This is a genomic window from Paenibacillus sp. MMS20-IR301, from assembly GCF_032302195.1.
Taxonomy (GTDB): Bacteria; Bacillota; Bacilli; order Paenibacillales; family Paenibacillaceae; genus Paenibacillus_AQ.
Map to the genome: position 1 here is coordinate 473,524 of NZ_CP135275.1, position 25,438 is coordinate 498,961.

The following is a 25,438-nucleotide window of genomic DNA, read 5'->3' on the forward strand; positions in this document are numbered from 1 at the left end:
ACCCCACAAAGTGGGGCTATCTGGCTACAATGGAGGGGGCCTTTTTGGCCGCAGGGAGCAGTACCGTGAAGGTGGTGCCTTGCAGCGGAACGCTGTCACAAGTGACTGTACCGTCATGCAGAGCGATGATCCGCCGGACAATGGTCAGACCGAGGCCGTTGCCGGAGGCGGCATGAGAGGTGTCCTGCTGATAGAATTTGTCGAAAATTCTGGGCAGTGCAGCCGGGCTGATGCCCGCTCCGTTGTCATGGAATGTAATCTCGACTGCATCGCCGGCCTGCTTCATCGCCACTTCAATTTCCCCGCCTTCGGGAGTGAACTTGATCGCATTATCCAGCAGATTCAGCCAGACCTGGTTCAGCAGCTCCTTATTGCCGGGGATCTCATAATCCTGGACGTTGGCATTAAAAGAGATCCGCTTCTTCATAAGCTTTCCGTGCAGGAGCAGCACACATTGGCGGATTTGCTCACCGGCATTGAAGGTTTCGCGTCCGGTCAGGATAGTCTGTGCTTCCACCTTGGACAGGTTCAGCACATTCGAGGCCAGGGTAGTCAGCCGGGCGGATTCCTCAATGACAATATCCAGATATTCATGCCGCTCTTCATTGCTCAGCCCGTCATCCTTGAGAATTTCTGCGAAGCCTTTGATCGACACAATGGGGGTGCGGAATTCATGGGAGAAGTTGTTGACAAAATCCGTACGCAGAATTTCAATGCCGCCCAGCTCGTCGGCCATCCGGTTGAAATTCTCAGAAAGAATCTTGAATTCCGGCGGATGCTTGAGCTGCAGCCGGGTGGAGAAATCTCCTCCGGCCAGCTGCTCGGTGGCATTGATGAACATGCGGATCGATTGCAGCATCCTCCGGCTGGCCAGGATCGAGGTGACGGTGCCAATGATAATACAGGCGATTAATATAACGAAGGTAAGCACCTTAATATCCTGAATGACCCGCTCATTGAGCACGCCGATTACCGACAGCAGATAGATCAGAACTCCGGTAATAAGCACGGTAATCAGGAAGATGAAGAATACCGCGAATGAGAAGTAGAGGGAGAGACCGATTTTACCCGTGAGCTTCCTGATCATGTTCTCACCGCCTTGTATCCGAGACCGCGTACGGACACGAGCTCGAATTCAGGATAGGCCTCGAATCTTTTGCGCAGACGGTTGATGTGCACATTCACTGTAGTATCTGTAGATTCACTTTCCATTCCCCAGATTTCATCCATCAGCTGGATGCGGGTGAAGATTCGCTCCGGATAGGACAGCAGCTTGTAGAGCAGGTAGAATTCCTTCTGCGGCAGCGTCTGTTTATCATCGTCCCGGGTAACAGTCAGCGTATCATAATCAAGCTGGACCCTGCCGAGCGTTAGCCTCCTGGCGCTGGCAATCTGCGAGCGGCGGAGCAGAGCCTGGATACGCAGCAGCATTTCTTCGGTATCCACCGGCTTGGTCATATAATCATCCGTTCCGAGCCGGAACCCTTTCTTCTTATCCTCAGGCAGCTGTTTGGCTGTTGCCATGAGGATCGGAATATTGTTGTCAGCATTCCGCAGCTCCGCAGCGAATTCGTAGCCGTCCATCCCGGGCATCATAATATCGAGAATAATCAGATCAATGTGCTGCACCTCAAGAACCTCAAGCGCCTCAATTCCGTTCTCGGCCGTTAACACCTCATAGCCTTCCCGTTTCAGCACCGCCTGCATCAGCTTGCGGACATGCTTATCGTCTTCCACAACCAGGATTTTAATCATAGATTTCACTCCAATTAGATCTTGAATTGAGTGCAGTTCCTCATTAGTGTAATGGAAAAGAGGGCAGATGACAAAAGATGAAGTTAGTCTTCAGGATCGGTTAGTATGAATGACTTAAGGAGTGGTGAGAGACAACCTGCTGAATTTACTAAACCTTCTTATCATACAAATAAATTATTAGAACTTATCATAACTGAACGTGAACTGCTTGATAAAGAATACGGAGATGCTTATGGTGAGCATTTAAAGTACCTCAAAGATAGAGAGGCCTAAACTTTAGCAAATTGGAAAAGGGGGTTTAAGATAAGGCTTGAATGGTGAGGAGCCGCCCGATGTTGCTTGGAGGAACTGTTTCAATTCAAACAGCAGCCCGGGATATATCCCGGGCCGCTTTGATTAAGTAGAAAAAGTACATTTATTTAGCAAAAAAAAGTATGATTTCGAAGTGACAGTTGGAAAAAATACACTTAATTGACCGGTACCCGCCATTTAGAGAGCGATCCGGTCCCAGCAGATGCTGTTTATCCACTTAAATTATCTTTGTGAGCAAAAACGGTTTAAATAAGTGCTGAATTTCCACTTGTTATACATCCACCACAAACGCCAAACCGCCGTACTATTTATCCTGATTCAAGAACATCCGTGTCCGCTCCAGCCGCGGATTGCCGAACAGCGCCTCCGGGGTGCCCGATTCGGCGATCTCCCCGTTATCCATGAAGAATACGCGGTCAGCCACATCGCGGGCGAAGCTCATCTCATGCGTAACGATGATCATCGTCATGTTCTCCTCAGCCAGCTGGCGGATGACGCGCAGCACCTCGCCGGTCAGCTCCGGATCAAGCGCCGAGGTCGGCTCGTCAAACAGCAGAATGTCCGGGCTGAGCATCAGCGCCCTGGCGATCGCCACCCGCTGCTTCTGTCCGCCTGACAGCATGGAGGGATAGACATCCGCCTTATCGGCAAGGCCGACCTTGGCGAGCAGCGCCTGGCTTTTGGCCTCGATCTCCTGCAGGCTCTCCCGTTTCAGCGTCCGCGGGGCCAGCTCCAGATTGCCCTTTACCGTAAGATGCGGGAACAGGTTGAAGTGTTGAAACACCATGCCCATCGTTGCTGTAATCTCCCGGATTTCCGTACTGCCGGCATATTTGCCATTCTCGACAAGTGCTTTGCCGTGAATTTTGATGCCGCCGCCGGTGACCTCCTCCAGATGCACAAGGCTGCGCAGCATGGTGCTTTTGCCGGAGCCGGAGGGCCCGATTACCGCAACAACCTCTCCCGGATTCACATCAAAGGTAATCTGCTTCAGCACATCGAGGCTGCCGAAGGACTTTTGCAATTGCCGAACTTCAATCATGCTACTCATAGCTATACAGCCCTTCTACTCAAATTTGAATCGTTTCTCCAGCGCCTTGAAGAACAGTGTAAGCACTAGTGTCATCAGCAGATATATTACACCTGCGACAACAAAAGGAGTTACGGTGAAGTCCCGGTTAACCGCCGTCTTGGCAAAGTTCAGCAGCTCAGGCACAGCTACGGCATACAGCAGAGCGGTGTCTTTCACCAGGGTGATGGACTCGTTGGCTACCGCAGGCAGGGCCACCCGGAACATCTGGGCGAGAATGACCTTGCGCAGCGTCTGCCACCGGCTAAGCCCAAGCACCTGGGCGGCTTCATGCTGGCCTTTATCAATCGAGAGCAGCCCGCCGCGGAAGATCTCGGCAAAGTAAGCCCCGTAATTCAGAATGAAGCCAAGGCTGGCGGCAACGAACCGGTCCATGACCAGGTATTGCCCGATCACCGGAATCTGCGGCAGACCGAAGCAGAAGAATAACAGCTGCAGCAGCAGCGGGGTTCCGCGCATCACATAAATATAAGTATGGGCGATCCAGGCCAGCGGCTTGATCCGGCTTTTGGCCAGCAGGGTGACCGCCATTCCGAGCGGAATGGACAGCACAATAACGATCAGAAACAGCAATACTGTGGTTCGCGCACCCTCCAGCATCGGCCCGGAAATTTTAATAATATAGTCGATATCCATGTCTTCCTCCGCCACTCTACCCTTAACTTGAATTTTGTAAGTTCAATCTATCTAGTTCAATACTTTGTCTTCGCCGAACCATTTCGTTGAGATCTCGGCGGCTGTCCCGTCACTGCTCAGCTCGTCAAGCGCCTTCTGCAGGGTCTTCAGCAGCTCCGCATTACCTTTCTTAATTCCGACGCCGTACTCTTCAGGAGCAAGCGACTCTTCCATCAGCTTATAAGTATCCGGCTCTTTAGATATGTAATATCTGGCCACTACTTCATCAATAACAACGCCATCCAGACGGCCCGATTTGAGGTCTGTCAGAGCAAGCACATTATCGGTAAATTCAGAGACACCCTTCAGCTCTGCCTTAATCGGATTCGCATCCAGGGCATCGGCAGCAGATGAAAGGCTCTGCAGTCCGACTTCCTTGCCGGCCAGATCACCAAGCGCAGACAGCGCCGAATCCGCAAGCACCACTACGACCTGGCTGTTCTTCAAGTAAGGTCTGGTGAATAATACCTTTTCCTTGCGCTCATCCGTGATGGTGTAACCGTTCCATATCATATCAATACGTCCGCTGCTTAGCTCCGATTCTTTGGCAGACCAGTCAATCGGCTGGAAGGTAACCTCTTTGCCCATTTTCTCAGCTGCTGCCCGCGCATAATCAATATCGAAGCCGACAATCTCATTGTTATCATCCCGGAAGCCCATCGGGGCAAATTTATCATCAATCCCGATCACCAGCTTACCGTCATTGCCTCCTGAACTGGAGCAGCCTGCTATTACAGCAATAGCCATAACTATTAATAGAACGAATATGCCTTGTCTCTTCATCACTTGAATCCCCCTAGTAAATTAAACGCAACAACACGCGCTTTAGTTCGTTAACACGTTATCAGGGTATCATAATAACATATCATGTGAATTACGTCGATAGAGAAGCGGAACATATCTGTGCACCTTTGCCAAGGGGAAGGCAGATGAAGCATAATAAAGCGTATACATATTTTTTTGGAGGCGATGATATTGGCTCAAAATGCGGAAGAGATCATCAATGCGTTCATGCAGGAGCATTCGCTCAATGAGAAAGCGGAGAAGGTGAAGAAATACAGCATCCTTAATTCTCTGGCAGTAAAAGGGCAAACCGTGATGGCGGGCTCCTCACTGATGGAATTTTTCCCGGTGAATGAATTGCAGCAGAGTCTCGCACGGCAGACGGTAATCTATAACCGTGGAATTGCAGGCTATGTAACAAGAGAGCTGTTATCCACTATGGAAGAATGCATTTTTGAGCTGGAGCCGTCGAAGCTGTTCATCAATATCGGCACTAACGACATTGCTTCGGCGGACGGTGAATACCAGCCCTTGCGGCTGCTGGAGAACTATAATGAGATTTTGACCCGGATAGGGGCCAGGCTGCCCGGATGCAAGGTGTATGTGATGGCGTATTACCCGGTAAATGCCAAAGCGGATTTCAGCGGGATCGATCAGGCGATGAAGGCAGGCATGTTCAGCACAAGAACGAATGCAGCACTCCTTGCGGCGAATGCCGAGGTGGAGAAGCTGGCGGAGCGGCATGGATATCCTTTCATTAATGTGAATGAGGGGTTAACCGACGGGGAAGGGAATCTGAAAGAAGCGTATACGATGGACGGGGTTCACATGTATGCTAGCGGTTATGCGGTGGTGCTGAATAATCTTAAGGCTTATTTGTGAACAGCTGCCGGACGCATCAGGAAAAAAGCAGCGGTTCTCCCGGGAGGGCGAACCGCTGCTTTTTACTGTAACCTTCATATTCATGCTCCGTGAATTATGGCTTGCTTGCCAGGAATTCATCCAGCTGCTTCTGCTTCTCGGCCAGAATATCACCAAGGCCGTTCTTCTTCTCTTTGTCGTACCATTCCTGTGCTTTGGCCGGATCGATGGCTCCGGTCTCCAGGGCAGCGGCATATTGCTTTGAAATATTGATCAGGATGGCCGCCTGTGATTTGACCGGCTCTACATTGAAGATGAATCCAAGGGCCGGAGACTGATGGGCACTTTCGTTGAACACCTTGGTCTGCTCCCACTTGTTCGGATCTTCCGATTCAAAGGTATAGTTCAGGAACTGGTTCCCGAGCTCCCAGGCTACGCCCGGAGTATAGTCCGCCGCTTTGGGGCCGGAGGTAATGACGTTATCGGATACCTTCGTGTAGTGCTCGCCCTCAATCCCGAAGTTGATCAGGTTGATCAGGTACTTGTCGGAGTGCAGCAGATTGATGACCATCATGGCCCGGGCAGGGTCTTTGGAAGTCGAGGAGACGGCCAGCATCGCGCCTGCCGTTTCACTGGTGGATACGGTTGCCGGGCCCAGCTCCAGCTGCTTGATTTTGCCCTCCATCCCTACGGAGATGGCATATTCCTTGTCCCAGCCCGGTTTGAGTGAAGCAATCGCCATGAAGACATTGCCGCTGCTCAGCGGGTCGCCGACGGATGTGGTCGCTGCATCTTTATTAATAAGGCCTTCTTCGAAAAATTTGCGTGTCAGTTCAATCTGGGCCATATAATCCGGGTCCTCGAAACGGCTGATTACGGTGGTGTTCTCACCGTCCTTGCGAACAGCGCCGTCGATGGTATCATCGCCCAGGAAATCGAGCTGGGCCATGTAATGGGTGTTGAAGTTGGAGCTCTTGGACATGAACAGCGGGGTGAAGCCGGCGCCTTTATTCTCCTTGACGGCCTGCAGGATCGGCTCCAGGTCGGCAACAGTCTTGACATTATTCAGTGCCTCGGTCAAGCCCAGCTCTTCAGCGATATCACTGCGGTATAAGACCCCGCCCTGGGCTGCCATCTCTTTGTTCGTAGGAATGCCATAGATCTTGCCCCCGACTGAGGAGCCTTTCAGGAAGGCGGAATCGAGTGAGCTTGAGATGTCTTTGCCGTATTGCTCCAGCAGATCGCCGGTTGCTGCGCCGGTATCATTCAGCGGCAGGAAAGCGCCTTTGGAGACGTTGTTGGCATAGCCGTTCCACTGCGCAGTGAACACGATATCCATAGGCTCACGGCTGGCGATGAGCAGCGGCATCTTCTCGTCATACTGTCCCCAGTCCAGCGTGCTGATCTTGACAGTGGCATTGATCTTGGGCTGCAGATATTCATTGATTTTCGCTTCAACGGCCAGTACATCCTTTTGTGCCGGGCCTTCCCACAGCAGCTTTACCTCATAAGGCTTCAGCTCAGCGGCTGCAGAATTACCGGCTGAATCCGGGGAAGCAGTGCCGGTGCCGGCTGCGCTGTTATTCTGTGTGCCGCCGCATGCGGCGAGCAGCAGGGACATCGCGAGTAGGGCAGTTGATGGCGCAATCTTGCCTTTAGCATTCTTCAGGCTTGTTCTAAACATCGGGGTTGGCCTCCCTTTTCAATATAGATGCAGCTATATTCAACCGGCTGAATACCGGGTGGAGCTCTGTGTGGAGATGCTTATCTGCTCCCGGAATCAGCCCTTAACGGCTCCGACCGTCAGTCCTTCAATGAAGAAACGCTGGAAGAAAGGATAAGCGAAGATAATCGGTCCGATGCCGACGACGGCCATCGCCATGCGCACCGTTTCACTCGGGAGCTGATAGCTGGGATTCTGGCGCATAATCGCCGCATAAGCGGTGGAGTTGGAGCTCAGGAACTGCATATCCTGCAGCGCCTTATACATCCGGTACTGGATATTGATGTGTGTATCATCGTTAATGAACAGCATGCTCAAATACCAGTCATTCCAGTAATTTAAGGTGCACAGCAGACCTACACTGGCGAGCACGGGCAGGGAGAGCGGGAGGACGATTTGGGCGAAGATACGCCATTCGCCGGCCCCGTCGATTTTGCCGGATTCAATCAGCTCGGTGGGTACGGAATTGGTGAAGAATGTCCGCATCACGAGTACGAAGAAGCCTTGAACCAGGTAGGGGAGGATGAGCACGGCCAGTGTATTTTGCAGATGCAGATACTGGGTATACATCATGTAGAACGGGACAAGACCGGCATTGAACAGAATGGTGAACACCATGATGAAGGAGAATAGCCCGCGCTGCCTGAAATCTCTTCTGGAGATTGGATAGGCGAACAGGGCCATGATCACAATGGACAGGACGGTGCCGATGATGGTGACGAATATGGAGATTCCATAAGAGCGGACGATGCTGCTCCAGTCATTCAGCAGGAAATCGTAAGCGGACAAGCTCAGCTTCTCCGGGAAGAGGCTGTAACCGTTTAGCAGCACGGTTTTCTCATCTGTGAAGGAGACGACAAGCACCAGCACGAACGGTATGATGCAGAGCGCGGAATAGATCCAGAAGAAAATATTGATTAAGGTATTGGCGGGCTTGGAAATATCGGTTACTGAGCGCGGCTTCCCGCCTGCCTTCAGCTTGCCGTTGGTATTCTTCATTGAGAGTGTTGCCATAATGTGCCGACCTCCTATAATGGATGATTGCGGGCCTTCCGGCTAGTATAACGCATCCTCACGGCTGATTCTCCGGATGATCAGATTGCTGACGAAGACGAGGATGAAGCCGACAACCGCCTGATACAAGCCTGCCGCCGAGGACATCCCGAAATCACCGGTAACGATCAGCCCCTGATACACATAAGTATCAATTACGAGTGTCGTATCGTATAGAGCGCCGGCATTGCGGGTCACCTGATAGAAGAGTCCGAAGTCCGAATAGAAAATGCGGCCGACCTGGAGCATCGTGAGCACTATGACTACAGGGCGGATCAGCGGCAGCGTAATGGACTGGATCTGGCGCCATTTGGATGCACCGTCAATCGTAGCCGCTTCGTAATACTCCTTGTCGATTCCGATGATCGCTGCCAGGTAGAATACGGCGTAATAACCGATGCCCTTCCAGGTGTTAACAATTGGCAGAATGTACGGCCAGTACTTGGGATCGGAATACCAGTCGAAGCTTTGCTGAATGCCGAGGGAAGGGAGCAGGGATTTGTTAATCAGGCCGATCTCCGGGTTGAGGAAGCCATAGACGAGATAGGTGACGATAATCCAGGAGAGGAAATACGGCAGGAACATCATTGTCTGGTGGAATTTGGCGAGCCGGCGGCTGCGCATTGCATTGAATAACAGGGCAAGCGCGACACCGATAATCAGATTCAGAATAATAAATACGGCGTTGTAGATAATGGTATTCTTCGTAATATTCCACGCGTCACTGGTGCTGAACAGGAAGCTGAAGTTCTTCCAGCCGATCCACGGGCTCTGAAACACCCCGGTCTGATAATTCACGTTCTTGAAGGCAATGACAGATCCGATCATAGGAAGGTAGTTGTTAATGAGCAGGAAGAGCAGCGCGGGGGTCATCATCAGGTAAAACGCCCCGTACTTCCGCCAATATCCGATGTTCTGCCTGCGGCTGTTGCCGGCGGCGGGCAGAGGCATCTGGACAGCCTCGACAGGTTGGTTCATTCTTCTCACGTTCCTTTCGGCTCTGTGGTTCTTTCTACTGGCTTCAGTATAGATAGATTGTGTCAGCGATTCTATCTACTCAAATGACATGAATAGCAAATATGTGACTTTCGCGGAAAAATATCTAACATATAAAGTTATTACTATGATAGAAATGAAAATAATCGTGATGATATTTCAATAAATCATGAAAAAATATCAAATAAACACATAAAAACCGCAGGCCCTATCGAAGGGAGTGCGGTTTTTATATGGGCTGCAGCAGATGATACAGAATTATGACGAACGGTGTATTCTCCGGTAATCTTGCGGGGTGAAGCCGGTCAGCTTGCGGAACAGCTTGGCGAAGTAGGAAAAGTGTACATAACCCAGTCCTTCAGCGATGCTGCTGATTTTGTCACCCGTCTCCACCAGCAGCTTTTTCGCCCGCTCAATCCGCTGAAGTGTAATGTATTCTGACAGGGACATGCCTGTTTCCTTGCGGAACAGGCGGGACAGGTATGCCGGATTACGGCCGACCAGGGCGGCGATATCATCACGGGTCAAATCCTGATGCAGATGCTCCTGGATATACTGGTACGCCTTGGTAATGACCGGCGAGGAATTCCGCTGCCGGCTCTCGAAGGCTTCAGCGGTTTTGCAGGCCAGACGCCTTGCCCACTGCAGCAAATGCTGCGGCGAGCGGACGGCCTGGGTGTCATTCAGCTCTTGAACGCTGAGCAACTCATAGATGGACAGGCCTTTGCGGTAAGCAGCCTGATAGAACATGTGCAACAGCCCGTAATAGAGCTGCTCCAGCAGCTCACGGCTGGCCGTCTCCCTCTGCAGCCGCTTCACGGTGAGCTCCAGCTGGCGGATCAGCTCCTCCTGCTGTCCCTGTTCCAGCAGCTCTGCCCATTCGCCTAAAGAGGGAAGCAGCCCGGCCTCACCGGGAATTCCGGTATCTGCAACCGCACCGGCATCGATAACCGATTCCGGCGAAGTCGTGTTCGTCCGTTCCGCCTGAACCAGGCTGGCGATTACCTCCGTCAGCTCTACAAGCGGCGTTTCGCTTCCGACATAACAGGAAATCCGGCAGTGGAGGCCTGAAGACGCAGACACGAACTGGCGGCAGCGCTTAAGCAACGCCTCCCGGTCCAGCGCCTCATCCTCCTTGCCGTAGAGCAGAATCAGATTCAGCTCGTGACTGTCCTGAATGACTACCCCGCTTAGCTTGCCGATAATAATCTCTGTAGCCTCCTTGCGGAGGGCATACTCCATAATCGTCTCATCCCGGGCACTCATGTCTGTATTCCAGTGCTCAATACTAAGCAGTATAGGCAATACATGACCGTCAGCCCGCAGCGGAATGTGATACAGGCCGAATTGCCGGTCCAGCCGTTTGGGCTGAAGGGGGAGCCTTCCGGCCAGCAGGTCCTGCCAGAAGCGCTCGACCAGCACCGGCAGCTGCATGCTCCACTGCTGCTGATGCTGTTCCAGCAGCTCATGGAAGGAACGCTGCTGCTGCTGTGCTTCAAGCTCCGTCAAAGCCCGGCCGACAATGCCCTTCAGCAGGTCATGATCAATCGGCTTGAGCGCATAATCGAAGCAGCCCAGCTGCAGCGCCTCATGGGCGTATTCAAAGCGGGCATGGCCGGTCAGGAAGATGACCAGCGTATGCGGGTAATTCCCGTGTATCCAGCGGAGCAGCTCAAGTCCGCTGGCCTGCTGCATCTCAATGTCAGAGATGACAAGCTGGACTGGCTGCTGCTGCATAAGCTGTTTGGCGGACTGCACGCTGCCGGCTTCAAGTATCTTCGAGATGGGCAGGCTGCTCCAGTCAATGCCCTGCGTAATCCCTTTAAGTGCGTATATTTCATCATCTACCACCAGCATCGTAACCATCGGTATCCTCCTTCATTTCCTGCTGCGGCCCGGCGCCTTCACGGCTCCCGGGTAAGCTGCTTAACTGCGGCAGCCGTACTTCAACCACGGCGCCGCCGTCAGCGCAGTTGCTGAAGCGGATCCCGTCCCGGATTCCGTCTCCGTACAGCAGCTTGTACCTGCGGAGCACATTCCAGATGCCCAGATGCTTGTCACCTGTGCCGTCTGCATACCTGCCGCTGACCAGCCCGCTAAGCATATCCTCCGGAAAGCCCGGGCCGTTATCCGTAATGGTGATGACGGCATACCGGCCGGCAGGATCGCTATCGTCTGCCGAGCTAATGATGATCCGGAACGGTGTGCCGTCCTGCTGGCGCGCGGTCAGGCCGTGGAGAATAGCATTCTCCACGAAAGGCTGCAGCAGCAGCGGGGAGACGGTCAGCTTCAGGTGCTCTTGCAGCACTTGAAACTCATAGTCCAGCATATCCATGTAACGCAGCTTCTGGATTTCCAGGTAATGCCGGATATGCCCGAGCTCATTCTCAAGCGGGATGGAAGAGCGGTCGCCATGCATCAGGAAGCGGAAATAATCTGCCAGATGAAGGCTCATCTTCTGAACCGATTTGTACTCCTTGAGCGCTGCCATGTTATAGATAATATTGAGGCTGTTCATATAAAAATGCGGGTTGATCTGCATCTGCAAATGCTTGTATTCGGCCCGCTGCACCCGCAGCTGCTCTTCGTACACATCAATCTTGAGCTGCTCAATATGCCGGGCCATCTCATTAAATGTGGTTGTCATGAGGGAGAATTCCTTGGTGTCCCTCTGGTCCGGGAGCCGCACATCCAGCATTCCGTAGCCGAGCTTGCGCATCCCGCCGGTGAGCCGGGCCAGTGGGCGGAATAAGAAGCGCTGCAGATAGAGGATATAACCGCTGAGTGCCATAACGGAGAGCAGCGGAACCCAGTAATAGAGCAGCTTTTGCAGGTAAGGCAGGTTCTTCAGGATATAGGACTCCGGCGTCACGATGACGTAACGGATATCGGAGTACTGTGAGCTCTGCGTCAGCACCAGGTACTTCTTATTCTTCCACTGGAGTGTGCCGGATGGAGCCTCCATCTGCAGGACAGAGGTACGGAAGGCGTTGTCTTGTCCGTCAGGGAGCATGCCCGAGGAGAGCAGGCGGCCCCCGCCGTCCATAATGAAAACAGAGCCCTCCGGTCCGACATCAAGCGCCGCGAGTGTCTGATTCAGCGTATCCAGCTGAACGAGGGCCCCGTCCAGCATGCCGAAGCCGATATCGACAGCCTTGATCAGGTAATTGCCGCCTCCCGGCATCCGGATGATCTCCCAGCGGTCGCTGATTCCTTGGCCGCGCGAAGCGAAGCCGGCAGAATAGGATTTGAGCAGCATATTCATTGCATAGGCCGTGTTAACGTTCTGGGTAGCGAAGAGGGGATAATTGCTCTCCTTGTCCAGATAGACGAAGAAGGTATCAATCATTTTATAGTAATTGGTATCCAGCAGGAAGCGGTTGTACAGCCGGACCTTGGCCAGCGTGTAGTCGGGATCGCTTACGGGCAAGGTTTTGAGGGACAGGATTTCCGAATCATTCGCGGTATCAAGCTGGATCAGGAAGTTGTAGGTGTTTTTCAGAAGCGAATCATTGGCGTTAACCTGTATACCGGACAGCTTGCCGTAATTGGCGGAGATTTGCTCACGGACGATCCGGGCGGCGTACAGATTGTTGTAAATGAGGAAGAGGACCAGCGGAGTGACGATGAGGAGGAAGCCGAACACAATGCGAAAGCGCATCGACAGCCAGTATCGCATCTGAATTCCCTCCTGTCCGCTTGGCATATTTTCATAATAGAATAACCCAATCTATGAAAATATGCCAATACAACTATACACATGCCACAGAGCTAAGGCTTGAGCTTCCTCCATTTACCGACAATCAGTAACAATAGCGGCAGGCCCAGCATGTTCACAGGCAAAGCAACAGGCACCCAGTAGCGCAGCAGATAATTTGTGGTAGCCTCCGTTACATTTTGCGGAATCAGTGCAAAAGCAAACATGACCGGAGCAATGAACCAGATCAGCAGCTTCCAGTTGCCGATCTTCAGGAATTGGGCCGTTCCATAGCTGACCACGAAGAAATAGACAGCCAGCTTAATGAACACGCTGGACATCCAGATTACAACCGGAATGGCGTCGAAGTTATCTATGAAGCCAAACAGCGATATTTTCTGCGTCATCTCGAAGAAGGGGTACCACATGTTGGGACTAAGATTGACGCCAAGGATCGCAATGATCATTATGGTGGTTAGGAGTACCAGTAAGTTAGCGAACAATACAGCCCAAATGGCATATGGAGCGCCTTTGCGGGGCTGTTTCAAGAAGGAAGCAAACATCAGGTATTCTACGGAATGGCCAAGATAGGAGGCAGGAGCAAACGAACCTTGCACAATATGTTTGGCTCCGCTGTCCACGTAGACCGGCAGGATATTCTTCCAGTGAATATGATTACTGTTCGCCAGCAGGACTAGCAGCACTGTAATCATGATGATGGGGCCGAGAAATTCGCTGCATCGGCCGATTCCTTCAATTCCTCCTACATACGTTGCATAAGTAAGAAGTAAGACCATGAGCAGAATTATTAATTCTTTTGGCGTCTCGGGAAGCAGCATGATATTCACCAGGTCGGTGAACTGGCGGAGCACAATCGGAATAATCGTATACCATTGAACCAGATAAATCATAATTACCAGCTTACCAAGCCATTTGCCGAGAATGAGCGGACTGTATTCAATGAGGCTCTGACCCGGAGCCAGCCGGGCAACCTGTGTGACCAGCACAGCGATCAGCAGGGCGATGCAGCCCGCTATAATAATCGAGATCCAGGCATCCTGCCTGGCGGCCTGAAGGCTGGAGGTAAGTGTCATGACCAGGGTCATGCCAAGATTCATGCTGAAGATGAGCCAGAAGATCTGCATGCCCGAGATTTTCAGATTCATTGTGATTATCCTCTTCAATTTTAGGATTTGTTATTTTTTAATTTCAGAGTGGCCTTGTGTTTTGCCGATTTGTTCAATTTGAACCTTGACCTCAATAGACACCGGTATTTCCGGGAAAAGCTCGGACCACGAGTCCTTTATTTTTTTCCAGACATAAGGATGCTCTATATGGAGATCTTCTCCTATCCCAAAGATATCCGTCTTGAGGTCTTTTTGCACAAGGTTTAACATTTGAATAAATTTGGTGTGCAAGTGCACAGCAAACTTCTTCTCTACAAAAGTTCTGTCTTTGACGTTGTTTAGATCCAGTTTTGTATTGTTAGAGACCGCTTTGACCACTATGCGGAAATTGACTTTAGCCTCGGGCCTTCCGTCTATAATCTTCGAATGAATTTTTACACTGCTCTTCGAGGATTTGATGCTTACGGTTCCCTTATAGTTTTTATCTTCCGGTTCAATTTGCATGGTGAAGCCCAGACGGTAAGGATCATCTATCCACCATCGCAGTAGTTCTAGTTCATCCGGCGGAATAAATCCTTTGAGTGTATTGCCCTGGTAAACGGCTGCGCGGTCGATGACAATGGACTCTTTATCAGTGCCCTTATGGATAATCCGTATGGCTGCCGTCACCGGGGAGATTCCGGGTGTTGAGAAGGCTTCAAGAAATTTATCAAGCTTTACGGAGAAGCTGAGTCTGCTATTCTGGATTTTGCTGATGGCAAGGGCCGGAATAAGCTCCATGGGATAAGGGGCATTCAGAATTTCTTTGGCAGTCCCCCCATACGTTGTCAAGACATAGCTGTTAAAGCGGGTCTCTGGATACCGGGTGAAAAGATCCTGTATCTGATTCAGGCCATGCCGTGCACAATTCTCACCAATCAGCATGATTTCCCGGTGACCAAAATAAATGAATCTGGACATCTGTGCCTGTATCCGGCCAAGGGCCTCCTGCAGATCATTCCCCTTTGCTGAGATGACGACGACCTGTTTCTGGCTTCCGCCCGACTTCACAGCACTGGGAATTCCTGTAGGCAGCGCAATCTGATAAGATACCTCAATCAGCCCGTCTTCTGTAAGGTCGATTCCACTACCCATAATTAAAGCGAGGTCATCCATCTCCCTGCGGTCCCAGCAGGCGGTTATCATGCTAAGAATGAGCAGGAGAATTACAGCCCTGCTTGCTATTGTCACTCTGTTCATGTGGCCTCCCGCTTTAGTTAATAGCTGTCAATCTCTTGAATGCTTATGGCGCCTGCGCATCAGTTGCCACGGGGCTCTGATCAATGTATCGGCCAGGCCGCTGGTGCTGACAGGAGCTACCGGATTCATGTAAGGCACACCAAAGGAACGCAGATTCACCAGATGCACCAGTATTGCCAGCAAGCCGATGCCGAGCCCGTATAGGCCGAAGGTTGCAGCAAGCAGCATGAGCGGGAAGCGAATTATGCTTATCGCCTGGCTCATCCCCGGATTGGGAATCAGGAACGAAGAGATGCCTGTGATAGAGACGACAATGATGATTGTAGCGGAAATAATTCCTGCCTGTACTGCGGCTTGTCCAATAACAAGCGCACCTACAATACTGATCGTCTGGCCTACCGGCCGGGGGAGGCGGATACCAGCCTCACGCAGGGCTTCGAACGTGATTTCCATGATCAGTGCCTCGACAATCGCCGGAAAAGGGACAACTTCACGGGCTGCCGCGAGACTCAGCGTTAAGCTTGTAGGAATCATTTCCTGGTGGAATGTTGTGATTGCAATGAAGATAGAAGGCAGCGCCATCGCGAAGAAGGCGAACAGGTATCTCAGCCAGCGCAGCATGGTAGCGAACATGAATTTCATATAATAATCCTCGGCAGACTGAAAGCCGAACCAGAAGGTAACAGGCAGAATCAGCACCATAGGCGAGCCGTCAGTAATCACTGCAACCTTGCCTTCAATAAGCGAGCCTGTTGTCATATCCGGACGCTGGGTGGCCTGAATAACCGGAAAGGGGGAGTAAGGATGATCACAGATCAATTCTTCGATATAACCGGATTCGAGCACGCTGTCCATGTCGATGCCGGCAATCCGCCTTTTTACTTCCTCAACCACACTATGCTCTGCGATGCCTTCAATGTAGACAATGGCAATTCCGGTACGTGAGAGGCTGCCTGCGCAGACCTTCTCGATCTTCAGCCGGGGGGTGCGGAGCCGGTGGCGGATCAGCGCCAGATTAATATCCATCTTCTCGATGAATCCGTAGCGCGGTCCGCGGATTACAGCTTCTGTTGAAGGCTCTTCCAGCGCCCGGTTCAGCTTATCTTTGACTGCAAAAGTAAACGCCCGCGCGGAGGATTCCACGAATAAGACGCTTTCCCCGCTGACCATCCTTAGGGCGATGTCCTTCATGCCCGTGACCACCGAGGGCTGCACAATGGCTGACAGTCTGTATTGGAGCACCTCATATAACTCGGAGGAAGAAACATCCTTAATGGCCTCCTGCTGCATTAAGGGCTCCAGAAATCCGTCATCCCACAGCTGCTTATCAATCAGAACATCAAGATAGACGATCATGGCGGGTATAGTGCCGAAGATAAGGAGTCTGCGTACAACGAGATCGGAGCAGTTCGCGAACACTCCGGTAATGGCTGCTTCATTGTCACTCAATTGCTCATGGACGCCTTGGTCGTGCTCAGGCTCCAGGGCTTTTATTTGTGCGGCAAAAGGATCTGCCGCCCGTTGCTTCCGTTTCATCAGTCTGCCCCCTCTCTTCCTGATAACATTCTCCATCTATTACCGGATTATCCAAATGGACAAGAAAAAAGCTATCCGCGAAGGTTCGAATCACCTTGGGGATAGCCGGTTTCGTGAGGCAGCTGGAGCTGAGTGGGTATATTTGTCCGGTTGCAGTACATACTGCATGCCATAAGAACTGTAAGCTGCTAGAAAGGGAGGGTAAGGAGTGAAGGTTATCGGAAAAGCAGCGGCCTTTCTGCTGATCATTGCCTTGTCGGGGTTAGTGTTGTATTTCTCCACTGTGCTTGGAGGTTAGCTGAAGTATTTGGTTACGATCTTCTCCGCTGTCCGTGTAGCCAGCGCCTGGGTCGTGAGGGTCGGATTCGGTCCGCCGATTCCGTTGAAGTGCACGCTGTTATCGGCGATGAACAAGCGCTTGACCTGCAGCGCCTCACAATTCGTATCTGTAACATATCCCATCCGCATCGTGCTCTCCAGATGAAGCATGAAGCCGAACGGGGTGTCTGAACGGATAATCTGCCGGGCACCGGCCTGCCGCATTGTATCCGAGGCGTATCTTGCCAGCTGATCACGCCGCTTCAGTGTCTTCGCGCTCGGGGTGTAATGAATGACCGGGACAGGACCGTGTTCATCCTTCACCAGCGGGTCCACCTCAACCCTGTTGCGGTAGAGTGTCTCATCATCGGTCAGCAGCAGCATCGTCATGGTCCGGCTATAATTGCGCATCAGTTCCTTCAGCTGCGGTCCGACTACCCTGCCGCGGATATCCCAGGGGGCTCCGGGTTCCGGCGGATTCAGCGAGTTATACCCTGCTTCACTGAAGCCGTACGTCAGAAAGGACATCAGCCCCGGGCTGAGGCAGGACACCTGGAAGATTCCCGTTCCCGGAATATCCACCCGCGCTCCCGATGTCTGGCCCATGTACGGATAGACGGACGGAAGGCCCATTATACTCATCAGATCCTTCTCGTCAAAGACACCGCCCACCCAGTCAAAGCAGTGATTGGTTAACCCTCTGCCTACCCATTCGTTACGGGGAAGATCTGAATTCAGCCAGAGGCGCGGAGATTCAATACAGCCGGCAGCCATAATGACGGTCCTGGCCGTCAGCTCGCCGATTTCACCGCTCCATGTATCCCGGAACTGTACGCCGCTCGCACGAATGCCTCCCCCGGAATCATGCGCCGTAAGAATTTTAATGACGAAGGAATTGGGCCGGATCGACACATTGCCGGTCTTCAGGGCAAGCGGAACATAACTGACCAGTGTGCTGCGTTTGGCTATCCGTTCCACAGACGGGCCGGTAGCACAGCCATTCACACAGTTCCCCCGCAGGGTACAGCCTTCCATATGCGACAATTCCTCAAGCGAATACCGCTCATCCATCAGCTTCTCATTAGGCGGCAGGATGGCATTGGGATTCGGCCTGTATCCTGCTGTCGTTACATTCAGGGTAGGGTTCAGCTGCCAGCCGGCCTTCTTGGCACCGTAATAGAACAGCTCCTCCTTGGGCGTTGCTGCCGCAAACTGAACGGGCAGCGTGGCTTCGGCTTTCTCGTAATAAGGAATCAGCTCCCGGTAACTTAGCGGCCAGATGCCGTCGATCGCGTCTGGAAAAGCCCGCGGCGACTGTGACCAGTAATGCTGGGTGGTCCCGCCGACCCCGGAAGCCTGCCAGATATCGCCTTTCTGCTTCATGATCCGGTGCCAGGGTGTGCGGCGCCGGTCCGCAGGCCCAAAGCGGAAGACCCCTGACACTACATCATTCATATTGTTCTCATATGCATTGAAGATTCTTTTGTAGATTCCGATATCCAAATCCCTGGAGTCATTACTCCATTCCCCGCCGCGCTCACTGTTCGGATTCTCCCACTGCTTGTTTCCGTACCAGGCCCCGGCTTCCAGCACCAGCACCTTCAGCCCGGCTTCACCAAGCTCCTTGGCCGCAACGGCACCGCCGCCGCCGGACCCGATAACAATGACATCAGCGTCGAACACGGCTTCAGCTGCACACAATGGAAGAGCCCCCTTCTTGTCGCACAATAGTCAATACATTGCCGCACAAAGCCCGGTAACCCGGGGCTACTCCCGGGTATTCCGCCTGTATCCAGCCGGCCGGGAATCCTTCGAGCCTGCGTCTCACCGGCGTCTGCAGCCGGGTACTTCCATAGGCAGACCATTCCGAATAGTTTCCGAACAGGATTTGCCTGTTAAGGAAATCTATAATAAACCGTACCAGGCCGCCATCCCTCTGATAGGGCGGGGGCAGGACACCAAGATCGAGATCCGTTTGCTCCAGCATGGCGAGTACCCGGATCCGGTCCACCGGATGCAGGGAAGCGAAAGGACTTACAGGCCAGAATGAATAATCAATTCCGCTTCGGTTCTGACCCGATGCCACGAATTGAACGGCGCCGCAATTGAGCAGGCCGACGGTAGGGCCGGATAACGGGACAACGCTCAAATATAGACCTTGCATAAGCGAAAGACTGTGATCCAGCTCCCAGATCATATACTCGTGAACACACAAAGCAACAGCACCTGCAGCTTCCACATCCCCATATACGGAACTTGCTGTACCGTCCGGGATGAGTGCTTCTGCAAGTGCGCGGAATGTGGCACAAATATAGTCAGAGGCGGTTGCGGCATAGGCTGCAGCCGGATGCATAATAGAGCCCCCCTTTGCTGTAACGGGACCCGGTGATCCTCAGGTTCCCTCATACCTATACTTATTCTCCGGGGCGCCTTTTCAGACGCTGCAGAAGGGAGGTTATTTGTACGACATTAATAATTCGTCCTTAATTCATCAGATCAGTTCCTGCCTCCGCTTCAAGTACACATAGAGCACTACTCCCGACACGGAGCAGATTGCCGCACATAAGCCGATGAAGCCGTAGCCCGCCTGCAGACCGCGGAGCAGACCAAGCTCAGTGGTGCTGCCGTAGATGCCTTTGACGAGTTCAATCACCCAGCCGATCAGATAATTGCCGATGACACTGCCAAGGCCCATCAGCGTAACGACAAAGGTGATGGCGGTATCGCTTCCGTTCGGATAGCGGCGGGCGATGAAGGCCATCACGGTAGGGTAGATGATTGCGATCCCTGCGCCGGATACGGCGAACAGGAAGGCCAGGCTCTCCCCGCCGGCCAGGGCAATGAAGGTGCAAATCGCCGAGAGCAGGGAGAAAATAATCAGCGAGAGCACGAAGCCGATCTTGTCAGTCAGCGGACCGATCAGCAGCCGGCCCAGGGAGAACAGCAGGAAGAAGGCAGACAGCATGCCGGAAGCCTTGACGGTATCCCAGGCGTAGGCTTTCTCCAGGAAATTAACTAGCCAGCCGCCCACTGCAAGCTCGGAAACGACGCCGAACGACAGGATCATGACCATCATCCAGAGCGCCGGATCAGACATCAGCGTCTTGAAGGAAGTTCGTTCCTCATGCGGCAGTTCGTCACCGGGGAAGGTGCTGCGCAGGGCAGTCAGAATTGGCAGCAGACAAAGTGAGAGCATCACCAGATACATTCCCCGCCAGTCCAGCATGTGGCCGAATACACTCAGCGACATTACCCCGGTTGCGAGAAGAGGAGCTACGGTGGAGCTTAGCCCATAGAAAAAGTGGGAGAGATTCATCATCATCCCCGTGTTTTTGACAAAAATACGGGCACCCAGAATCGCCAGCCCGATCTCCAGCATCCCGTTGCCGATATACATCAGGAAATAGGAGGAGGCGAACAGCGGATAGCTGTGCGACAAGTAAATCAGCACGCCCGAGAGCACCATCGAGCCGAAGGAGATGATGCTGACCGCCTTGATGCCCCATTTGCGGACGAGAATGGCCGTGAAGGAACAGGCAATGAGATAACCCAGTGCGTTCAGGGAGAGCAGGGTTCCAAGCTGCCCTTCATTCAGGTTGAAGTCGAACTGAATCCGCGGAATCGCGGGTCCTTTAATATTTTCCGAGAAGCCGAATACAATAAAGCCGAGAAAAATAGTAACGAGCTGCATAATATAAATATTGTTGCGTTTGCCGGATTGGACTGTAGTATTGTCTGCTTGAGCCTTCACAGTAAAATAGCCTCCTGAGTTGTTTGGATTACTTGTGGTATTGTGCCGGTTATTTCCGTTCTACCAGCTGGAACCTGTAGTTCAGGCTTTCCAGGGTTGTGGTAATGAGTCCTGCCATGTACTCCTGCCGCGTATCGCTCCGGATAATCAGCTCAGGCATATGCTCCGGCGGAATGATGTCCAGGCAGCCGGCACGCAGGGCGTCCAGCATGTCCTCCGGCATATTGTCTCCCGTCAGCACGAACGTGGCAGGGTTGATAATAGTAATAATGGATACCAGCGCATGGACAGCCAGCGGGCGGAGATCGCCGTCACCCTGAACCACCCGGAGCTGCTCCTCTCTGGAGATGCCGTAAGGCAGGTAAGAGACCTCTCCGCTGAAAAAGCTGTTCCCGTTAAGCAGCTGCCCGTTCACCATGAACCCGGCCCCCGGATAATGATTCTTAGGGAAAGTCAGCACGGCAAACTGGTGCTCTTCATCCAGCTGCAGCTTCTGATAGAGCCCGTATACTGTCAGATTCATATCATTCTCAATGATAATCTGGACCTCCTCATAGCGGTCCTTAAGTACAGCGCCGAGCGGCTGGCCGGCCAGCTCCGGCACATCACATATGCCGATTACATCCTTCTGGACCACCCCGGGGATGCCGATTCCTACCGCCTGCACATTAGGATGAGCCATGATAATCTGATCCAGACAGTCCGTGAGGGTATCTGCGGTAATCACGTCATGCACCTGATCTCTTTGCTCGATCACTTCCCCGTTCAGATTGGCCAGCGCATAACTGACTGACTGCACACCGCCCTCCGAACGTACAATCATACAGATAATGCGGGAGTAATCGGCATTGAACTGGTACTTCCGCGCAGGCCTGCCGCCGCTGGATTCTTCCCAGCCCAGCTCCAGAATCTCGCCGCTATGGACCAGTTCATTCAGAATGGTGCCGCAGGTGGCTACGCTTAGCCTTGTTTGGCCGGCGATGGACGCTTTGGTGCCGGTTCCGGCGGTGCGGAGGATGTTTTTGACCAGTTCAACATTTATTTTTTTGACCAGCTGGGTGTTATGTGCGGGTCTGACCATGTATAGAGCCTCCTTGGGGTCATCATTATTTATTTATTATTAAAAGAGTTTTAATAAGTGTAGTGTAGTTATTTTCCGGGAAATAAGCAATAGCGTCCGGATAAAAAAATCGAGCATACTTTGATGGCAGTGCTCTGCCGGCTTAACGCAGCTCGCTGGGAGTCCGCAGCTTCACCTGCTTGAATACGCGGTTGAAGGTACGGATGTTGGAGAAGCCGCATTCAAGCGCGATATCAAGAATGCTTTTGTCTGTGTTAAGCAGCAGGTATTCCGCCTGATTGACCCGGATACTGTTCAGATAGGCGATGTAGCTCATGCCGGAGATGCTTTTGAAGAAGCGGGAGAAATAGAACAGGCTCATATTGGCATGCTTAGCTGCGTCAGCGAGTGTAACAGGATGCATATAATTGCTGTCGAGGAACTGGAGCACCCCCTGCATAATCTTCATGTTGGTCATCCGCCGCTTATCCCTGTGGGGATTCACCGTATCCAAAGGCATATGCCGCAGCAGCAGGGCACACAGCTCATGCAGCAGCCCCATCACCAGCTGTTCATGCTGCGGGAGCTTCAAGGTATATTCCTGCAGCAGCTCCTGCATTACGGCGGACAGGCGGAGGTGGATGGGCCCATTCTCCGGCGAATCGGGCTGTTCCTTGAACGGAGAGCTTAACCGCATATTCTGCGGCCAGCCTGCCGGGAAGCCGATCAGCGACGGATTGAAAATAATAAGCAGGAGCGTGGAGGAGCTGTCCTTGCTGTCATAGTAGTGGATATCCCCGCTGCTGCAGACGGCCAGATCTCCTGCCTGGAGCAGCCGTGTATCCGAGTTGATCCCCATCCGGATCGAACCCTCCAGAACAAGGACAAGCTCCAGATCATTATGCCAGTGAGCCAGATATTCGATATTGCGGGTGGTGAAGGCAGTGAAGGGAAAGGCTGATCCGTAGGATCTGTTCTCGTGAAAAGCGCGCATAGAGTCTCCTCTTCTAATTGGCTTGACCGCTAAACGGTAAGCGATTTCAATGTGGATACGGTCTTATCCGTGGTTATACATAAACTTAGCAAAAAATGACCATTCCTACAAGCAAAATGGCGAGCAGAGCGCACCGGTATGCATTACAATTTCATCAGGGTAAGCAGTAATGAATGAATTCACGGAAATCACAGAAATCACGGAAATCAGGGAAAGAAGGAGAATATGAGATGGCGAAGAAGGCATTGATTGTAAAAGGCGGCTGGGATGGTCATGAGCCGAATGAGGTAGCGGCAATTTTCGGCGGGATACTGGAAGCGGAAGGATTCGAGGTTGAAATTTCGGACACGCTGGACAGCTTCAATGATACGGAGGCCCTTAAGGAGCTCAGCCTGATTGTTCCGGTATGGACCATGGGCGAGATCAAGAATGAACAGGTGGCTTCGGTGCTGGCTGCAGTGTCCTCCGGCGTAGGCATTGCCGGCTGTCACGGCGGGATGTGCGACTCCTTCCGTAACAATACAGAATGGCAATTTTTGACCGGATCACAATGGGTGGCGCACCCGTTCAATGACGGTGTCGATTATGAAGTGAATATCGTGAGATCCGGCTCCAGCCCGATTGTGGAGGGCATCGCGGATTTCATGGTGAAGTCCGAGCAGTATTATCTCCATGTTGATCCGGCTGTTGATGTACTCGCTACGACTACCTTTGTACTCAGCGAAGGCGACCATTCGGCGAACGGGGTAATCACGATGCCTGTTGTGTATACGAAGCGCTGGGGCAAAGGCAAAGTATTCTACAATTCACTTGGCCATCATGCGGATGTATTCGATATTCCGGAGGCCAAGGAACTGATGCGTAAGGGCTTCCTGTGGGCCGCCAACTAAACAGTGAGAGGAGGGGAACAATGTGCGTAAAGTAAAAGTGGGTATTGTCGGCTGCGGAAATATCAGCAGCATATATTTCGAGAATCTGACCGGCTTGTTCGTGAACACGGAAGTATACGCCTGCTCTGATCTGGACCCTGCGCGGGCGCAGCAGGCAGCGGAGAAATTTGGCGTGCCGCATGTCTGGACAACGGAAGAGCTGCTGGCTTCCGAAGAGATTGAGATTGTCGTCAATCTGACGACGCCGAATCATCATTTCAATGTGTGCAAGCAAGCCCTGCTGGCCGGCAAGCATGTGTATGTGGAGAAGCCGCTGTCGCTAACCCTGGAGAATGGTACGGAGCTTGTGGAGCTGGCCCGGGACAAAAACCTGTTCGTCGGCTGCGCGCCGGACACCTTCCTCGGCGGCGGTCTGCAGACCTGTGCGAAGCTGATTGCAGACGGGTATATCGGAACGCCGGTTGCAGCCACGGCATTCATGCTCTGCCATGGCCATGAGAGCTGGCATCCGGACCCGGAATTCTATTATCAGGCCGGTGGCGGCCCGATGTTCGATATGGGTCCGTATTATTTAACGGCTCTGGTCTCCCTGCTCGGCCCGGCGAAGACCGTCTGCGGCATCACGAAAACATCGTTTGCCACACGGACGATTACCAGCGAGAAGAAATTCGGCAAGGTGGTGGAGGTTGAGGTTCCTACCCATGTAGCCGGGACGATTGAGTTCGCGGGCGGCGCGGTGGCTACGATGATTACCAGCTTCGACGTCTGGCACAGCACCTTGCCGCGGATTGAAATCTACGGCTCACTCGGCACGCTGATCGTGCCCGACCCGAACACCTTCGGCGGTCCGGTTCTGCTGCGTCCGGCAGGCAGCAGCGAATTCCAGGAAATCCCGGTTATCTACAACTATGCCGGGAACAGCCGCGGGATTGGTGTGGCCGATATGGCCCGCTGCATAGAGTCCGGCGGCGTCCCGCGGGCAAACGGGGAGCTGGCCAACCATGTCCTTGAAATTATGCACGCCTTCCATACCAGCTCTGATACCAAACGTTATGCTGAGCTGGCCACCAGCTGCGAGCAGCCTGAGCTGCTTCCGCTCGGACTGGTTAAGGGATATCTGGAGTAATATTGGTGTTGTGAGCAGCGGCCGTTCCCGGTTTTCCGGGGACGGCCGCTGCTTTGGTGTGTTGCTGCACCGTACGCAATCGGGAAGATATGACGGGGGAATGAGCAAGCGGGGGAATGACCAAGTGAGAATGAGCAAACAGGGGAATGACCAAGCGGGAGAATGGCCAAACAGGGGAATGATAAACCTGGCTTGTTGCTGTGCAGCATCAACGGATGGGATAACCCGTCTAGCTGCCCGCCGCGCCAGCGGATTGGAGAACCTGGCTTGTTGCTGCGCTGCGCCAGCGTAAAGGAGAACCTGATTCGGCAGCCCGCCGCACTACCGTATTGTGAAACCCGGCACGTACCTCATCTGCTCAGCATTTGGCAAATCTGCATTGCACCCTGCTCCACAGTCATCCACGCTGCCAACTGATCGAAATAAGTGGAAAAATAGCACTTAATATTAAA

The 25,438-nt window shown here is 52.7% G+C and carries 22 protein-coding genes; 4 read left to right on the plus strand and 18 right to left on the minus strand.

The features are described from left to right. Nucleotides 1–16: 16 nt before the first annotated feature. Nucleotides 17–1,087 (minus strand): sensor histidine kinase, encoded by a 1,071-nt coding sequence (locus LOS79_RS01970; RefSeq protein WP_315415890.1) that lies wholly within the window; start codon nucleotides 1,085–1,087, stop codon nucleotides 17–19. Next, nucleotides 1,084–1,755, minus strand: coding sequence for a response regulator transcription factor (locus tag LOS79_RS01975; RefSeq protein WP_315415892.1), 672 nt, complete (start codon nucleotides 1,753–1,755; stop codon nucleotides 1,084–1,086). Before LOS79_RS01975 ends, LOS79_RS01970 begins: the two co-directional genes overlap by 4 nt. Before the next feature lie 105 nt (nucleotides 1,756–1,860). Here LOS79_RS01975 and LOS79_RS01980 point away from each other — a divergent pair, with 105 nt between their 5' ends. Beyond that, a complete protein-coding gene (locus LOS79_RS01980; protein WP_315415894.1) occupies nucleotides 1,861–2,028 on the plus strand; it encodes a hypothetical protein in 168 nt (55 codons plus the stop codon). Between the two features lie 343 nt (nucleotides 2,029–2,371). Here the strand turns inward: LOS79_RS01980 and LOS79_RS01985 are convergent, their stop codons facing one another. Genes LOS79_RS01985 through LOS79_RS01995 form a run of 3 tightly spaced genes read right to left on the minus strand, consistent with a single transcriptional unit; the run spans nucleotide 2,372 to nucleotide 4,615 of the window. Then, entirely contained in the window at nucleotides 2,372–3,118 is a 747-nt protein-coding gene (locus tag LOS79_RS01985) for an amino acid ABC transporter ATP-binding protein (protein ID WP_315415895.1), read from the minus strand. 15 nt (nucleotides 3,119–3,133) lie between these two features. Then, nucleotides 3,134–3,793, minus strand: a complete 660-nt coding sequence (locus LOS79_RS01990) for an amino acid ABC transporter permease (RefSeq protein ID WP_315415897.1) — start codon at nucleotides 3,791–3,793, stop codon at nucleotides 3,134–3,136. A 51-nt stretch (nucleotides 3,794–3,844) separates the two neighbouring features. After that, entirely contained in the window at nucleotides 3,845–4,615 is a 771-nt protein-coding gene (locus LOS79_RS01995) for an amino acid ABC transporter substrate-binding protein (protein ID WP_315421933.1), read from the minus strand. 192 nt (nucleotides 4,616–4,807) lie between these two features. On the opposite strand from LOS79_RS01995, the gene LOS79_RS02000 reads away from it, so the two are divergent. Then, nucleotides 4,808–5,497: a GDSL-type esterase/lipase family protein gene (locus tag LOS79_RS02000; protein WP_315415898.1), complete on the plus strand. Its 690-nt coding sequence runs from the start codon at nucleotides 4,808–4,810 to the stop codon at nucleotides 5,495–5,497. 94 nt (nucleotides 5,498–5,591) lie between these two features. Here the strand turns inward: LOS79_RS02000 and LOS79_RS02005 are convergent, their stop codons facing one another. From LOS79_RS02005 to LOS79_RS02065, 13 genes are all read right to left on the minus strand, one after another. Further along, complete coding sequence (locus LOS79_RS02005) at nucleotides 5,592–7,160, minus strand: ABC transporter substrate-binding protein (protein ID WP_315415899.1); 1,569 nt, start codon at nucleotides 7,158–7,160, stop codon at nucleotides 5,592–5,594. Nucleotides 7,161–7,256: 96 nt separating this feature from the next. Beyond that, a complete protein-coding gene (locus LOS79_RS02010; protein ID WP_315415901.1) occupies nucleotides 7,257–8,213 on the minus strand; it encodes a carbohydrate ABC transporter permease in 957 nt (318 codons plus the stop codon). 42 nt (nucleotides 8,214–8,255) lie between these two features. After that, nucleotides 8,256–9,230, minus strand: coding sequence for an ABC transporter permease (locus LOS79_RS02015; RefSeq protein WP_315415903.1), 975 nt, complete (start codon nucleotides 9,228–9,230; stop codon nucleotides 8,256–8,258). A 276-nt stretch (nucleotides 9,231–9,506) separates the two neighbouring features. Continuing rightward, nucleotides 9,507–11,114 carry a helix-turn-helix domain-containing protein gene (locus LOS79_RS02020; RefSeq protein WP_315415905.1) on the minus strand — a complete coding sequence of 536 codons (1,608 nt, stop codon included), beginning with the start codon at nucleotides 11,112–11,114 and terminating at the stop codon, nucleotides 9,507–9,509. After that, the gene (locus LOS79_RS02025) at nucleotides 11,089–12,927 is read right to left on the minus strand and encodes a sensor histidine kinase (protein WP_315415906.1); all 1,839 of its coding nucleotides are present in this window, start codon (nucleotides 12,925–12,927) and stop codon (nucleotides 11,089–11,091) included. The genes LOS79_RS02020 and LOS79_RS02025 overlap by 26 nt, the downstream gene beginning before the upstream one ends. 92 nt (nucleotides 12,928–13,019) lie before the next feature. Then, nucleotides 13,020–14,111 carry a GerAB/ArcD/ProY family transporter gene (locus LOS79_RS02030; RefSeq protein WP_315415907.1) on the minus strand — a complete coding sequence of 364 codons (1,092 nt, stop codon included), beginning with the start codon at nucleotides 14,109–14,111 and terminating at the stop codon, nucleotides 13,020–13,022. A gap of 30 nt (nucleotides 14,112–14,141) precedes the next feature. Continuing rightward, on the minus strand, nucleotides 14,142–15,311 hold the full coding sequence (locus tag LOS79_RS02035; RefSeq protein WP_315415908.1) for a Ger(x)C family spore germination protein: 1,170 nt from the start codon (nucleotides 15,309–15,311) through the stop codon (nucleotides 14,142–14,144). A gap of 27 nt (nucleotides 15,312–15,338) precedes the next feature. Beyond that, nucleotides 15,339–16,847 carry a spore germination protein gene (locus LOS79_RS02040; RefSeq protein WP_315415909.1) on the minus strand — a complete coding sequence of 503 codons (1,509 nt, stop codon included), beginning with the start codon at nucleotides 16,845–16,847 and terminating at the stop codon, nucleotides 15,339–15,341. Nucleotides 16,848–17,141: 294 nt separating this feature from the next. Continuing rightward, on the minus strand, nucleotides 17,142–18,866 hold the full coding sequence (locus LOS79_RS02045) for a GMC family oxidoreductase N-terminal domain-containing protein (RefSeq protein WP_315415910.1): 1,725 nt from the start codon (nucleotides 18,864–18,866) through the stop codon (nucleotides 17,142–17,144). Beyond that, on the minus strand, nucleotides 18,853–19,518 hold the full coding sequence (locus LOS79_RS02050; RefSeq protein WP_315415911.1) for a hypothetical protein: 666 nt from the start codon (nucleotides 19,516–19,518) through the stop codon (nucleotides 18,853–18,855). The genes LOS79_RS02045 and LOS79_RS02050 overlap by 14 nt, the downstream gene beginning before the upstream one ends. A 138-nt stretch (nucleotides 19,519–19,656) precedes the next feature. Continuing rightward, nucleotides 19,657–20,856 (minus strand): MFS transporter, encoded by a 1,200-nt coding sequence (locus tag LOS79_RS02055; RefSeq protein WP_315421935.1) that lies wholly within the window; start codon nucleotides 20,854–20,856, stop codon nucleotides 19,657–19,659. A gap of 109 nt (nucleotides 20,857–20,965) precedes the next feature. Continuing rightward, nucleotides 20,966–21,997, minus strand: a complete 1,032-nt coding sequence (locus tag LOS79_RS02060; RefSeq protein WP_315415912.1) for an ROK family protein — start codon at nucleotides 21,995–21,997, stop codon at nucleotides 20,966–20,968. A gap of 142 nt (nucleotides 21,998–22,139) precedes the next feature. After that, nucleotides 22,140–22,970 (minus strand): AraC family transcriptional regulator, encoded by an 831-nt coding sequence (locus LOS79_RS02065; protein WP_315415913.1) that lies wholly within the window; start codon nucleotides 22,968–22,970, stop codon nucleotides 22,140–22,142. A gap of 230 nt (nucleotides 22,971–23,200) precedes the next feature. Between LOS79_RS02065 and LOS79_RS02070 the strand changes: the two genes are divergently transcribed. Both LOS79_RS02070 and LOS79_RS02075 read left to right on the plus strand, forming a co-directional pair. Continuing rightward, the gene (locus tag LOS79_RS02070; RefSeq protein ID WP_315415915.1) at nucleotides 23,201–23,860 is read left to right on the plus strand and encodes a ThuA domain-containing protein; all 660 of its coding nucleotides are present in this window, start codon (nucleotides 23,201–23,203) and stop codon (nucleotides 23,858–23,860) included. A 22-nt stretch (nucleotides 23,861–23,882) separates the two neighbouring features. Continuing rightward, on the plus strand, nucleotides 23,883–24,986 hold the full coding sequence (locus tag LOS79_RS02075; RefSeq protein ID WP_315415916.1) for a Gfo/Idh/MocA family protein: 1,104 nt from the start codon (nucleotides 23,883–23,885) through the stop codon (nucleotides 24,984–24,986). The last annotated feature ends 452 nt before the right edge of the window (nucleotides 24,987–25,438 follow it).

Bases quoted from the DNA above. Each gene is read 5' to 3' on its own strand.
- LOS79_RS01970 (WP_315415890.1), bottom strand. From the start codon at position 1,087: ATGATCAGGAAGCTCACGGGTAAAATCGGTCTCTCCCTCTACTTCTCA.
- LOS79_RS01975 (WP_315415892.1), bottom strand. From the start codon at position 1,755: ATGATTAAAATCCTGGTTGTGGAAGACGATAAGCATGTCCGCAAGCTG.
- LOS79_RS01980 (WP_315415894.1), top strand. From the start codon at position 1,861: ATGAATGACTTAAGGAGTGGTGAGAGACAACCTGCTGAATTTACTAAA.
- LOS79_RS01985 (WP_315415895.1), bottom strand. From the start codon at position 3,118: ATGAGTAGCATGATTGAAGTTCGGCAATTGCAAAAGTCCTTCGGCAGC.
- LOS79_RS01990 (WP_315415897.1), bottom strand. From the start codon at position 3,793: ATGGATATCGACTATATTATTAAAATTTCCGGGCCGATGCTGGAGGGT.
- LOS79_RS01995 (WP_315421933.1), bottom strand. From the start codon at position 4,615: ATGAAGAGACAAGGCATATTCGTTCTATTAATAGTTATGGCTATTGCT.
- LOS79_RS02005 (WP_315415899.1), bottom strand. From the start codon at position 7,160: ATGTTTAGAACAAGCCTGAAGAATGCTAAAGGCAAGATTGCGCCATCA.
- LOS79_RS02010 (WP_315415901.1), bottom strand. From the start codon at position 8,213: ATGGCAACACTCTCAATGAAGAATACCAACGGCAAGCTGAAGGCAGGC.
- LOS79_RS02015 (WP_315415903.1), bottom strand. From the start codon at position 9,230: ATGAACCAACCTGTCGAGGCTGTCCAGATGCCTCTGCCCGCCGCCGGC.
- LOS79_RS02020 (WP_315415905.1), bottom strand. From the start codon at position 11,114: ATGGTTACGATGCTGGTGGTAGATGATGAAATATACGCACTTAAAGGG.
- LOS79_RS02025 (WP_315415906.1), bottom strand. From the start codon at position 12,927: ATGCGATACTGGCTGTCGATGCGCTTTCGCATTGTGTTCGGCTTCCTC.
- LOS79_RS02030 (WP_315415907.1), bottom strand. From the start codon at position 14,111: ATGAATCTGAAAATCTCGGGCATGCAGATCTTCTGGCTCATCTTCAGC.
- LOS79_RS02035 (WP_315415908.1), bottom strand. From the start codon at position 15,311: ATGAACAGAGTGACAATAGCAAGCAGGGCTGTAATTCTCCTGCTCATT.
- LOS79_RS02040 (WP_315415909.1), bottom strand. From the start codon at position 16,847: ATGAAACGGAAGCAACGGGCGGCAGATCCTTTTGCCGCACAAATAAAA.
- LOS79_RS02050 (WP_315415911.1), bottom strand. From the start codon at position 19,518: ATGCATCCGGCTGCAGCCTATGCCGCAACCGCCTCTGACTATATTTGT.
- LOS79_RS02055 (WP_315421935.1), bottom strand. From the start codon at position 20,856: ATGCAGCTCGTTACTATTTTTCTCGGCTTTATTGTATTCGGCTTCTCG.
- LOS79_RS02060 (WP_315415912.1), bottom strand. From the start codon at position 21,997: ATGGTCAGACCCGCACATAACACCCAGCTGGTCAAAAAAATAAATGTT.
- LOS79_RS02065 (WP_315415913.1), bottom strand. From the start codon at position 22,970: ATGCGCGCTTTTCACGAGAACAGATCCTACGGATCAGCCTTTCCCTTC.
- LOS79_RS02070 (WP_315415915.1), top strand. From the start codon at position 23,201: ATGGCGAAGAAGGCATTGATTGTAAAAGGCGGCTGGGATGGTCATGAG.